This is a genomic window from Pseudonocardia kujensis, assembly GCF_021283305.1.
Taxonomy (GTDB): domain Bacteria; phylum Actinomycetota; class Actinomycetes; order Mycobacteriales; family Pseudonocardiaceae; genus Pseudonocardia; species Pseudonocardia kujensis.
In genome coordinates, this window is sequence record NZ_JAJSOK010000055.1 from 39789 (window position 1) to 52086 (window position 12298).

A 12298-nucleotide genomic window follows, 5' to 3' on the forward strand; every position below is an offset into this window, starting at 1 on the left:
CATTCACTGTTCGTCGCGGGTTGCCGACGGCGAACCCACACGGTTCGGACCGAAGACCCCGGTGAGGACCAGGCCTCGAAGGAGAGGAAGCCCCCGAATGTCGAATCGTCTGCTTGCGCCGCTGGCTCAGGTCGAGCTGCTGACGCCTGATCTCGACGTGAGCGTGGAGTTTGCCCAGGAGATGCTCGGCCTGGACGTGGTTGAGCAGGTCGGCGAGTCGGTCTACTTACGTTGTTGGGGGGATCACTACCTGTACAGCCTGGCCTTGACCCAGGCCCCGCAGCCAGGCCTCGGCCGTGCTGCGTGGCGAGCTGAGGGTCAGGAGCAGATGGCGGAGGCAGTTCGTCGAATCGAGGCGAGTGGGCGCCCTGGGGAATGGACGGAGAGTTCACACGGGGTGGGGCGCTCGTACCGGTTCACCGGGCCGGCGGGACATCAGCACGAGATCTTCTGGGACGTCGAGCGAGCGCGGGTGCCCGAGGCGGAGAAGTCGACCTACCCCGAGCGTCCGCAGCGGCGCCACGGCCGCGGCCTCGGAGTTCGTCTGATGGACCACCTCACGGTCACCGCCCCGGACGTGCAGGCTGCGGCGACCTGGGCCAACCAGACCATGGGTTCACGGGTCATGGCCGCCGTCGAGCCGGCGCAGGGCGCGCCATGGGTGTTCGCCGTCACCACGAACAACGAGACCTCGCACGACTGGGGTCTCATCCAGGACTTCGACGGCCAGTCGGGCCGGATGCACCACCTGGCGTTCTGGGTCGAGTCCAGCCACGAGCTCATGCAAGGAGCGAAGTTCCTCATCGAGCACGGACATGACATCGACCAGGCGCCCGGTCAGCACGGCATTGGGGAGCAGAACTACCTCTACTTCCGCGACCCTGTCGGCCTGCGCTACGAGCTCAATGCGGGCGGCGTTCGCAACTACGTCCCGGACTGGGAGCCCGTCATCTGGACTCCGGAGCAGGGCTCGAACAACGCCTACCGCACGGAGATCGAGATGCCACCGGTGAGCCTCGTGGCCATCCCTCCGGGCGTCGCCCGCCGGGGCCAGGCCAAGGAGGCTGAGAAGGTGCTTGAGACCGCCATGGATGCCCTCGCGCGTTCCTGAGATCGTCGGGCCCGCCGCTCCCCGGCGGGCCCGACCCACGAGAGGGAGGTTCCCGTGAGCACAGCGACGGACGTGACGGTCGACGAGCTCATCGAGCGCGCGGAGAAGCTCGTACCGGCGATTGCCGAGCGAGCCCTGCGGACGGAGGACGAGCGGCGTATCCCGCAGGAGACACTGGATGAGATTCGGGCCGCGGGGCTGCACAAGGTGCTCTACCCGCGGCCGTGGGGCTACGGCATGGACTGGGACGCCTTCTTCGAGATCTCCTGGCGACTGTCCTCGGCATGTGGCTCGACTGGTTGGGTCTACTCGGTTGCGGCCTCCCAGAGCTGGCAGCTCGGGCTCGCGCCTGAGGCCGCACAGGAGGAGTTCTTCGGCTCGGGCGATGTTCTGTCCTGCTCGGCGTTCAACCCGCGCGGAGCGCAGGTCGAGGCCGTAGAAGGCGGTTGGCGGCTGGCGGGGCGATGGAAATACTCCAGTGGCTGCCTGCACGCCGACTGGGCGCTGCTCGGCGCGCGGGTGCCGGAATTCCCGGCCCCTGTGCTGCTGCTGGTCCCGCGCAACGACTTCGCCATCGACGACACATGGCATGTCTCGGGCCTGGTGGGGACCGGGAGCAACGACGTCGTCATCGACGACCCGGTCTTCGTGCCTGCGCATCGCTACATCCCGCACAGCGGCCCGAATCCGGCCGCCGCAGCGGCACAGGGTCTTGGATCATACGCAGTGCCCCCGGCCTCGCTGACCCCGTGGTCGCTGATCGGCCCGGTGATCGGAATGGCCCAGGGCGCCCTGACCGCCTACGAGCAGGCCACGCGTGGGCGGGTCGCGGCCTTCAGCGGGCAGCAGGTGGCACAGATGGTCGGACCTCAGCTGCGGGTCAGCGAGGCTGCGGCAGCCTTGGACGCGGCTCGCGCCCTGGCGCGTCGCGATATCCGAGAGGTCATCGATCGGGGCAGCCGGGCAGAGGTGCTCAGCGACGAGGATCGGGTTCGACTGCGCCGTGACCACGCCTACGCCGCCAACCTCGCTTACGACGCCACGATGATGATCGCTCGGGCCGGCGGGGCCGGCTCGCTGTTCCGCACCAACCCCATCCAGCGGTTCATGCGCGACGTGCACGCCGGCTCGATGCAGCTCGTCGCAAACTGGGACGAGCAGGCAGAATCCTATGGGCGGGTCCGGATGGGGCTCGAGCCGAACGGGCAGATGTGGTGACAGGCACGACATTCCAGCGGAAGCGGATGAGCAGCCACTGATGAAGATCCTCGATCTCTCAGTGCCGCTGGCCAACGACGTCCCTGCGGACCCGCCCTTCCAGAAGGTGTCCATCGAGTACACCGGGCACGACGAGGGCGCGTTCGAGCTTGCCGCGGCGTTCCCCGGCCTGGAACCGACACAGCTACCGGACGGGAAGGGCTGGGCAGTCGAGCGAGTACACATCTCCACTCATAACGGCACCCACATGGACGCGCCGTGGCACTACCACCCCACCATGGACGGCGGTCAACGCGCGATCACCATCGACGAGGTGCCGCTGGATTGGTGCATGCGCCCGGGCGTTCGGCTCGACTTCCGGGACTTACCGGACGGCTACGTTGTGACCCCGGAGGATGTTGACCGGGAACTGGCGCGGATCGACCACCATCTGCAGCCGCTGGACATCGTCGTCTGCGCGACCGGCGCCGGTGCCCGCTACGGCCACGAGGACTACATCCACAGCGGGTGCGGGTGCGGGTTCGGGCGCGACGCGACCCTGCACCTACTCGAGCAGGGGGTCCGGATCGTCGGGACCGACGGCTGGAGCTGGGATGCCCCGTTCAGCGCCACGCTCCAGCGGTTCGTGCGCGACGGCGACCCGTCGGTCGTCTGGGAAGGCCACAAGGCAGGCCGGGAACGAGGCTACTGCCAGCTAGAGAAGCTGCACCGCCTGGAACAACTCCCGGACAGCGGCTTCACCGTGGTCTGCTTTCCGGTCTCCATACAAGCGGCCTCGGCCGGCTGGACCCGTGCCGTCGCGCTCCTCGAGGACGACTAGGGCCTACCCAGCGCGACCGGCGGTGCCGCCAAACGTTCCTTCTTCCGGCCCCCACCACCAGTGATCGTCCCGAGCGCCACCCCGGACGGTGCACGTGGTGGGGGCCGGCTCCGTTGATCGCAGACTGGGGCGCTCTCGCTCCGGTGGAAGCTGGCCCTCGGCACTGATCGATCCCAAGGGAAGGTGGAGATCGTGTCGGCGCCGGGGGCAGCCTCCACTGCAGCCGGGTCGCTTCAGATCTCAGAACCGTCAATACCCAAAGCGAGATCCCCCAAGGGTAAGTACGACGTTGAAGCCGTACGCTACTCAGCTTTCTCTGGGTTCGGCCGGGGCACAGCCCGCAGGTCGGTGTGCTGGCGGCCGCTCTCAATGGCAAGGGTGACCTCGAGGCGCTGCATGGAGTGATCGGGGTCTAGGTGCTGACCGATCTCACGCACGGCACGCGCGTGATGCTGGGCCAGCAGCCACGCGGCGGCCTCAGCGTCGCGCGCCTCGGCAGCGTCGAGGAGAGCGCGATGCTCCTGCATGTTCGCGGCAACGCGACCCTCGTCATCGCCAACGCGTTCGAAGGCGCGGCGGTAGCGGGTCTCCTGCTCCCACAGCCGGCCGAGCTGCTCGGTGTGCATCGGCCCCGCTTCGCGGGTCAGCAGGGAATGGAACCGCTGGTGCGCGTCTTCGAAGCCGTCCCACTCGCCCATCTCGGCCAGCCGGACCGCTTCGGCGAGCATGCCCTCGAGGGCGGCGTGATCGGCGTTGGTCAGCTCGGGCACGGTGATCCGCACCGCGGCGGCCTCCAGCGTGATACGCAGAATGCCGAGCTGCTCGATCTCGTCGGCCGACAGCCCGGCCGCCCGGAATCGGCCGTTGGGCTCCCGGATGATCAGGTTCTCCTGCTCCAACATCCGGAGCACCTCGCGTAGCGGTGTCCGGCTGACCCCGAGTGCAGCGGCCAGCTCCGCCTGTGTGGGCGTGGCGCTGGCCGGGATCTCCCCGGACACGATCGCCTGGCGGAGTCGGTCCCGCAGCTCCGCCACCGAGCCGCGGCCGCGTCCGTTTCGGTTGCTCTGCGTTGACGTCATGTCCGCCTCAGCTGTCGGTGCGGAAGAGATCAGGGCTGCCGGTGAACCGTTCGACGAGATCGTGCACGCGCGTCACCGGATGCGTGGGGTCGATTCGTTCGGCGACGACGAGGGCCGTGCGGGCGACCTGCGTGACGATCCAGCCCGCGGCCGCTGCTGCGTCGTAGGCCTCGAAGGCGTCGACGATCCCACGATGCTCGGTCCGGGTGATCTCCCACACCTCGTGGCTGTCTGCCGCGCGTTGAAATGCGATCGAGCGGTACCGCGACGCGTGGTCCCAGAGCTGGGCGAGCAAGGTGGTGACCCGCTCACCGGCCCCACTCACGATCATCTGGTGGAACTCGCGGTGAGGGGCTTCAAGGCCCACCCAGTCATCGACCGCCGCATAGCGGTCGATCTGCGCGAGGCAGCCCTCCAGCCGGGCGTGGTCGGCGTTGCCGAAGCGCGGGACGGTCAGGCTCACGGCCAGGGCCTCGACGTTGATCCTCATCACGGCAAGATCCACGACGGTCTGGATGCTCAGCGGACTGATCCGGAAGCGACCGTTGCTCTCCCGCAGGACCAGGCCCTCGAGCTCGAGCATGCGCAGGGCCTCGCGCAGCGGTGTTCGGCTGACCCCGAGACGCTCCGCCAGGCTCATCTGAGTGGCGTACTCACCTGGCTCGAGATCTCCAGTGAGGATGGCGCTGCGCAGCCGGTCGCTGATCAGCCCGACCGTAGCCGTCATCTGGCGAACCCCCTTCCGAACCCGAAGTCGTGCCGGGCAGCCCCAAGCTTACGACCCGGATGCATCCCCCGGGCTTGGCCCACGCGACCACAACCGAATGGCTCCTAGAGGGCAGTGAAGGGCACCGTAGCGTCTATTGACGGCGATTCTCAAGTATGGATACATTCTTCTGCAGTCACGTCACGCTACAGCGTTGCATACCGAGAACGTGTTCCATGACACCCGCAGGGCCACGATCGGACCCTGCCCCGCCCTCAAAGAGGAGGGGATCAGATGCGCAATCTGAAGAAGATGGCCGTCCTTGCGTCGGCTCTCACCATGGCGTTGGTCGCCGCTGCGTGTGGATCGGCGCCGTCAACGGCGACGGGCGCCGCCGACGGCGCCACGTGCGGCGCGGTACCCAACCAGATGCCGGCGGATCCGGACGGCGTGCTGGCCACGCTGCCGGATTCCACCCGCGCCGCGTTCAACCTTTACCCCGAGACGATACGGGCCAGCGCGTGGGCGAACTGGAAGCCTAGCCACCCGGGGCCCTTCGTCATCCACTACAACCCCGGCCGCCTGACCACCTCCTTCGATCAGGAGTTCCTGGCGACCCTCAACGCGCTGAAAGGCGACACCGAGGTCGTGGTGAAGGACGCCAACGGCGACCCACAGGTGCAGCTGCAGCAGCTGCGCCAGTCGATCCAGGAGAAGCCGGACCTGATGATCGTCATGGCGCAGGCGCCCGCCGCGGTGGCGGCGGTCCTCGACGAGGCAGGGAAGGCAGGGATCCCGTCCATCGTTCCGCTCTTTGCCTCGTCCAGCCCGTACATCGTCGGTATCGACGGAAACAACCCGCTCAAGGGCGCGTACCTCGCGCGCGACCTCGCGAAGCTCATGAACGGTCAGGGCAGCCTGATGGAGATGCTGGGGAAACCTGGCACACAGGCGACGGACGCGGTCTACCAGGGCGCTGACGCCGTGTTCGCGACCTGCCCGGACATTCAGATCGCGGGCAAGCCGGTCGGCCAGTACGACCCGGCGGCCGCTAAGTCCCAGACACTGCAGTTCCTGAGCGCACACCCCCAGCCCATCGACGGCGGGATGCAGGTCGGCGGCATGGCGGGCGCGATGATCCAGGCGTTCGAGCAGCTCGGGCGCCCCGTGCCACCGATCGCCGACCTCGGGGCGACGCCGGCGGCGCTGTCGTATTGGAACGAGCACAAGGACACGTACAAGGGCGTCGGGCTCGCCCTCCCGGTGGCCGGGCTGGCCGAGACCACGTGGAATGTCGCCTCCGGGATCCTGGCTGGCCGCGGGCTAGAGGTGAACGAGGTCCTTCAACAGCCCACCATGATCACTGCGGACAACCTGGCTCAGTGGGTGAAGCCGGAGTGGAACCTCAACACCCCGCAGACCTTCGCACCCGCTCCGCCGGGGGTGTACTACCCCAAGGAGTACCTGGACACCCTGTTCGCCAACCCCGGGAACTGACCATGAGCCAGGAAACCGGCAGCGCGACGGCCGGCGCCTCGACGTTGACCCAGCAGGAGCCCGTGTCGGGCGAGGTGGTCCTCGCCATCGATGGGCTGGCGAAGGCCTTCGGCCACACCCAGGCGCTGCGGCACTGCACCCTCTCGGCGAGAGCTGGCGAGGTGCATGCCGTGGTCGGCGAGAACGGGTGCGGTAAGAGCACTCTTGTCAAGATCCTCGCCGGGGTGCACCGGCCGGATCAGGGCACACTGCAGGTCTGCGGCCAGGCGATCGCTCGGCATCACACCCCGCGGAAGATGATCGATGCGGGCGTGCTGGCGGTGTTCCAGGAGGTGCTCGTCGTCGACCCGCAGACCGTGCTGGAAAACCTGTGGCTCGGCGCAGACGGGCTCTTCCGTCGACGAGTGCCGGACCGGGTCAAGCGGAAGCGCGCCGTGCAGGTCCTCGTGGATCTGCTCGGCGAGACGGCCCCGGCGCTCGACGCCAGGGTGGAGTCGTTGCCGCTGAGCGTGCAGCAGGTGTGCGGGATCGCCCGAGCGCTGCTGCGCGACCCGCAGATCCTCATCCTCGACGAGTCGACCTCGGCGCTGGACGTCGACACCCGCAACCGGCTCTTCGACGTCGTCCGGCGCCTGGTCGCGAACGGGAAGACAGTCATCTTCATCTCCCACCGCATGGACGAGATCGAGGAGATCGCCGACCGGGTGACTGTCCTGCGCTCGGGTCGTTCGGTTGCCACCCTCGACCGAAGGGACGCTTCGGTGCCCCAGCTTGTCCGGCTGATGAGCGGGGCGGACCACCTCACAGCGCACCCCCCCGCCGCGCAGCGGGCCACCCGCACAGGGCACGGACACTGCGTGCTCAGCGTGTCCGGCGTCCGGCTACACGAAGCCGCCTCTCCCGTCGACTTCTCGCTACGGGCCGGCGAGCTCGTGGGGCTCGCGGGCCTGGAGGGCCACGGCCAGGACGCCTTCCTGCGAGCCCTCTGGACGGGATCCACGCACGGCGAGGTTGTTCGTATCCGCGACGACGGCAGCCGCACTGTCATCAAGACGGCTGCTCAGGCGGACGCTCTCGGAGTGGCCTATGTGCCTCGGGACCGCCGCTCGGAGTCACTGTTCGCCTCGTTGACCATCAGCGACAACTTCGCCTCGGCGACGCTGACCAAGGATCGCCGGGCATTCCTGGTACGCCGGCCGCGGACCGAGACCCGACTGGCCCGGTACCGCCAGCAGCTCAGCATCGCCTTGACCTCCACCAAGTTGCCGATCACCACCCTCAGCGGTGGGAACCAGCAGAAGGTCGTCATGGCCCGCTGGCTGGCGACCGAACCCGCGGTGCTGCTGCTCAACGACCCCACCCGCGGAGTCGACCTCAACGCCAAGCGCGACACCTACCGGCTGCTCGAAGAGCTCGCGGCGAGCGGGGTAGCCGTGGTCATGCTCTCGACCGAGGTAGACGAACTCGTCGAGCTCACCGACCGGGTGCTCGTCTTCCGCGAAGGCTCTGTGTCAGCGGAGCTCGACCGCGCGGAGCTGTCCCGGGAGGCCCTCGTCGCCAGCTTCTTCGGAAGGGAGCACGTCAGCGATGGCTAGTCGCGTCGCTGGAGGCGTAGCCCGCGCAGCCGGGCAGTTCCGTCTCCGTACCTACCTGTTCGCCGTGGGCCTGGCCGTGGTGCTGTTCGTGGCCAATCTGGCGGCTCAGCCGCAGTTCGTCTCGGCCGCCGCGCTGCCCGCGACCCTGGCGATCCTCGCGCCGTTCGCGATCGTCGCCATGGCGAGCGTGCCGTCAGTGGTCAGCGGGGGGTTGGACCTCGCCGTCGGCCCGGTGCTCAGCGTCACCAACGTCATGTTCGTGGCGGTGCTGCTGCCGTCCGGACTGGGCAGCCCCACCGTGGCGATCCCGATCCTGCTCGTCGTCGGTGCGCTCGTCGGTGCCGCCAGCGGCATAGCCACGGCCTACCTGCGCCTACCGGCCATCATCACCGGCCTGTGCGCGCTGTTCATGGTCGCCGGAGCGGGCCAACTGATCCTGCTCACTCCCCGACAAGCTCCCGCAAACTGGACTGACACGCTTGGTGGCTCTGTGGGGCCAGTGCCCGTGGCCGTGCTGACGATGGCCGTGCCGGTACTGATCTGGACTTTGCTGCGACGGACCCCGTTCGTGAACGCAATGTTCTCGGTTGGAGGACACGCCCCCACCGCCTTCGCCGCCGGGCTGGACGTCCGTGCGGTGCGGGTCATCGCGTACGCACTCGGTGGCGTCTTCGCCGCCATCGGAGGCATCGCACTCACCGCGGTGATCCGCTCAGGAGACTCGTCGGTGGCGCTGCAGTACACGCTGATTGCCATCGCCGCCATGTCCCTTGGTGGCACGCCGATCGGCGGCGGCCGGGGTGGGCTCATCGGGGTGCTGTTCGGCGCGGTCTGCATCTTCCTGATGCAGAACCTCATCTCCGCCCTCGGGATCGCCGCGACCTGGATGAACGTCGTCTACGGCTGCGTGCTCGTCGCCGTCGTGGTCGTCAGCTCCCGCCTCGCCCCGCGACCGAATGGAGGCCTCGCGTCATGAGCGCTGTCGTCGACACCGAGCCCCCAGCACCCCCCGGGCGCTCGTCGCGGCCGTCACTCGCGCGGCTAGGACGCGACACGCCGGCCCTGCAGGTCCTCGTGCTCCTGCTGATCTTCGGCTACGGGGCGTTCACCCTGCGGGGATTCGGCTCGCTGCTGAGCGTGAAGTCGATGCTGCTGATCGCGTGTTTCGTCGGCCTCGCCGCACTGGGCCAGACCGTGCTCGTGCTGCTCGGCCACCTCGACCTCTCGGTGCCCGGGTTCATCGGCCTGGGCAATCTCGTCACTGCGATCCTCGTGGGGCAGTACCAGTGGGGTTTCCTGCCTACTCTGGCTGTCGTACTCGGTGCGTCGGTCTCGCTCGGCGCGTTCAGCGGCTACGTCTGTCACAGGTTCCGCGTCGAGTCGATCGTGATCACCCTGGGCATGAACTTCGTGGTGCTGGGCGGGCTCGCCGTGCTTGCGGGGTCGGGGGTCACCGGCAGCGCGCCGGAATGGCTGACACGTTTCGCCAGCGTGAACGCCACGACACTGGGGATCCCCGTGCCGCCGCTGGTCGTCCTGTGGGTCGTTCTCGCGGTGATCACCGGCCTCGTCCTGCGCCGCACGGTGGCCGGACGACGTGTTTACCTCACCGGCGCGAACCCGAAGGCAGCTGCGTTCACGCTCGTCCGGACCGGCCGGGTCGTGGTCGGTGCGTTCGTGCTCAGCGCCGTGAGCGGCGCGCTGACCGGGGTGTTGCTCACCGGCTTCAGCGGCGCCGGCGATACCAACATCGGCAACCAGTACCTCTTCACCAGCCTCACCGCGATCATCGTGGGCGGGACGTCGATCACCGGCGCCCGCGGGAACTACTGGCGCAGCGTCATCGGGGCGGTCATGCTCACGATCCTGAACACCGTCCTGCTCGCCAACGGGTTCACCGCAGCCGAACAGCAGATCCTCTTCGGCCTGATCATCCTCCTGGTCGCACTCGCCTACAGCCGAGAGGCCCCGCTGCGCGACCAGGTCTGAGCATCCTCCGGCACCCTGCCCTCCCACGCGAAGGACGACATCATGAGCACGCCCGCCGTCTTGGCAGCCGCTCTTACCGGGCCGATCGCCACCAAACAAGACAATCCGAACCTGCCCACCACCCCGGAGGAGATCGCAGCCGCCGCCACCACCGCCCACAAGGCCGGCGCCTCCGTCGTCCATGTGCATGTCCGCGACGAGGCCGGCCGCCCCACCGCGGACCTGGAGCTGACTCGCCGGACGATCGGGCTGATCGAGGACGCCTGCCCGGTGCTGATCCAGCTCTCCACCGGAGTCGGGCTCGAGGTGCCGTTCGAGGAGCGCGAACGGCTGGTCGAAGCTCGGCCGCGAATGGCCACACTCAACGTCTGCTCCATGTCGTTCGGTGCCGGCGAGTTCCGCAACCCGCCGTCAGGTGTCCGCCGGCTCGCCGCCCGCATGCGCGAGCTCGAGGTGAAGCCCGAGCTGGAGGTCTACGACACCGGTCACCTCGACGCCGCGCTGGCCCTGCATTCGGAAGGACTGCTCGCAGACCCGATGCAGTTCTCCATCGTGCTCGGAGTCAAGGGCGGCGCAGCCGCGACCGTCGAGAACCTCGTGTCGATGGTCCGTCGCATCCCGCACGGCGCCGTGTGGCAGGTCATCGCGATCGGCAGAGAGAACCTCAACCTGACCGCAGTCGGCCTGGCACTCGGAGGGAACGCCCGAACCGGCATGGAGGACACGCTCACGTTGCGGCGTGGAGTTCCCGTGACCTCCAACGCCGAGCTGGTCGAGAGGCTGGTGAGCGTAGCCCATGCGATCGAACGGCCCCCAGCGTCGCTCGAGGAGACCGAGGCGCTGCTGTCGTTGCCTACCCGGCGCGGCTGACCTGCACCGGCCTCCGACCGAACGGATCCCCAGAGATGGTCACCATCACCGCAGCTGTCGCGCGCCGACCGAAAGAGCCCCTGACGATCGAGGCCCTCGACCTGGCCCCGCCCAGACCGGACGAGGTGCTGGTGCGCCTGACCGCCACCGGCGTCTGTCACACCGATATCAACTACCGTGACCAGATCTACGAGATCGACCTCCCCGTCGTGCTGGGCCACGAGGGAGCCGGCGTCGTCGAAGAACTCGGCGACCAGGTCGAGGGCCTGGTGCCCGGAGATCACGTCGTCCTCGGCTACAGCACCTGCGGACGCTGCACTCTCTGTCGCTCCGGCAACCCCGCCTACTGCGTGCACGTTCCAATGCTGAATCTCCAGGGAAATCGCCCCGACGGCTCGTCGGCGTTCGGGGGAGATGTCCGCAGCCACTTCTTCGGGCAGTCCTCCTTCGCCACGCACGCGGTCGTGCCCGCGGGAAACCTGGTCGTCGTTCCGCCAGAGGTGCCACTGGAGCTGCTCGGGCCGCTCGGATGCGGCGTCCAGACCGGCGCGGGAGCGGTCCTGCGGTCGTTGCGCGTCCCGGCGGGAGCCGCGCTGGTGGTCTTCGGAGCCGGAGCTGTCGGGCTCAGTGCGGTGATGGCCGGTGCGGCGGCCGGTGCGCACCCGATCATCGTGGTTGACCGGGTCGACGCACGTCGCGCCCTCGCCGCCGAGCTCGGCGCGACGGCGACCGTCAACGCCGACCAGGACGACCCAGTGGCCGCTGTCCGGGATCTGACCGGCGGCGGAGCAGACTTCGCGATCGAAGCAGTCGGCAAGCCGACGGTTCTGCACCAGGCCGTCCACTCGCTCGGAGCAATGGGGGTGTGCGGCCTGGTCGGGGGCGTCGGACCCGGCGTGAAGGCCGAGTTCGACTGGCAGCACGTCCAGCTCAACGGGATCACCATCCGCGGTGTGATCGAGGGAGACTCGGTGTCTGCCGATTTCGTGCCCCAGTTGATCGACCTCTACCGTCGAGGTCGGCTCCCGCTCGAGAAGATCGTTCGGTTCTACGATCTCGCCGATGTCAACACGGCGATGGCCGACGCGGACGCCGGCCTGACAGTGAAGCCGGTGCTGCGCATCGCGGAGGGCAGGACATGACGACGATCGCGTGCGTCGTCACCGCGGGTGCTTGTGCGTTGGCGCTGCTCTGTGGGCCCTTCGCAGTCAGGACGGTATTCAGCACGGCACCGGCCCGCCTGTCGTGCCTTCGCCGAGCAGCGAGGGCACGACAGGCAGCCCTCAGCCTAGGAGACTGCTGAAAAGCTCGGGTGTCGGACCGCCAGTCGATCTCGGGCCGCTGGGACGATGCCCGTGTGCAGGGTCGGTCTGATCCGCAGCGTGAGCTGCTCGATGTCGAGTCCGTGGCCGG

General features: G+C 68.4%; 11 protein-coding genes. 9 read left to right on the top strand and 2 right to left on the bottom strand.

Annotated features, from left to right (window positions below; all coding sequences use genetic code 11):
• The first annotated feature begins 97 nt into the window (after positions 1-97).
• Genes LWC35_RS28840 through LWC35_RS28850 form a run of 3 tightly spaced genes read left to right on the top strand, consistent with a single transcriptional unit; the run spans position 98 to position 3149 of the window.
• A complete protein-coding gene (locus LWC35_RS28840) occupies positions 98-1111 on the top strand; it encodes a VOC family protein (protein WP_232873421.1) in 1014 nt (337 codons plus the stop codon).
• A 54-nt stretch (positions 1112-1165) separates the two neighbouring features.
• Positions 1166-2329, top strand: coding sequence for an acyl-CoA dehydrogenase family protein (locus tag LWC35_RS40540; protein ID WP_232873422.1), 1164 nt, complete (start codon positions 1166-1168; stop codon positions 2327-2329).
• A gap of 40 nt (positions 2330-2369) precedes the next feature.
• Positions 2370-3149 carry a cyclase family protein gene (locus LWC35_RS28850; protein ID WP_308194693.1) on the top strand — a complete coding sequence of 260 codons (780 nt, stop codon included), beginning with the start codon at positions 2370-2372 and terminating at the stop codon, positions 3147-3149.
• A gap of 302 nt (positions 3150-3451) precedes the next feature.
• On the opposite strand, the gene LWC35_RS28855 is transcribed toward LWC35_RS28850, so the two are convergent.
• Together LWC35_RS28855 and LWC35_RS28860 are read right to left on the bottom strand one after the other, a co-directional pair.
• Complete coding sequence (locus LWC35_RS28855; RefSeq protein ID WP_269804986.1) at positions 3452-4228, bottom strand: GntR family transcriptional regulator; 777 nt, start codon at positions 4226-4228, stop codon at positions 3452-3454.
• 7 nt (positions 4229-4235) lie between these two features.
• Positions 4236-4955 carry a GntR family transcriptional regulator gene (locus tag LWC35_RS28860; protein ID WP_232873424.1) on the bottom strand — a complete coding sequence of 240 codons (720 nt, stop codon included), beginning with the start codon at positions 4953-4955 and terminating at the stop codon, positions 4236-4238.
• Between the two features lie 273 nt (positions 4956-5228).
• On the opposite strand from LWC35_RS28860, the gene LWC35_RS28865 reads away from it, so the two are divergent.
• The 6 genes from LWC35_RS28865 (at position 5229) to LWC35_RS28890 (ending at position 12027) form a co-directional block, all read left to right on the top strand.
• The gene (locus tag LWC35_RS28865) at positions 5229-6431 is read left to right on the top strand and encodes a substrate-binding domain-containing protein (RefSeq protein WP_232873425.1); all 1203 of its coding nucleotides are present in this window, start codon (positions 5229-5231) and stop codon (positions 6429-6431) included.
• 2 nt (positions 6432-6433) lie between these two features.
• Positions 6434-8026, top strand: coding sequence for a sugar ABC transporter ATP-binding protein (locus LWC35_RS28870; RefSeq protein WP_232873426.1), 1593 nt, complete (start codon positions 6434-6436; stop codon positions 8024-8026).
• A 64-nt stretch (positions 8027-8090) separates the two neighbouring features.
• Positions 8091-9002, top strand: coding sequence for an ABC transporter permease (locus LWC35_RS28875; protein ID WP_232873427.1), 912 nt, complete (start codon positions 8091-8093; stop codon positions 9000-9002).
• On the top strand, positions 8999-10015 hold the full coding sequence (locus tag LWC35_RS28880; RefSeq protein ID WP_232873428.1) for an ABC transporter permease: 1017 nt from the start codon (positions 8999-9001) through the stop codon (positions 10013-10015). Before LWC35_RS28875 ends, LWC35_RS28880 begins: the two co-directional genes overlap by 4 nt.
• 42 nt (positions 10016-10057) lie before the next feature.
• The gene (locus tag LWC35_RS28885) at positions 10058-10885 is read left to right on the top strand and encodes a beta-keto acid cleavage family enzyme (RefSeq protein WP_232873429.1); all 828 of its coding nucleotides are present in this window, start codon (positions 10058-10060) and stop codon (positions 10883-10885) included.
• A gap of 35 nt (positions 10886-10920) precedes the next feature.
• The gene (locus LWC35_RS28890; protein WP_232873430.1) at positions 10921-12027 is read left to right on the top strand and encodes an NAD(P)-dependent alcohol dehydrogenase; all 1107 of its coding nucleotides are present in this window, start codon (positions 10921-10923) and stop codon (positions 12025-12027) included.
• Positions 12028-12298: the final 271 nt, after the last annotated feature.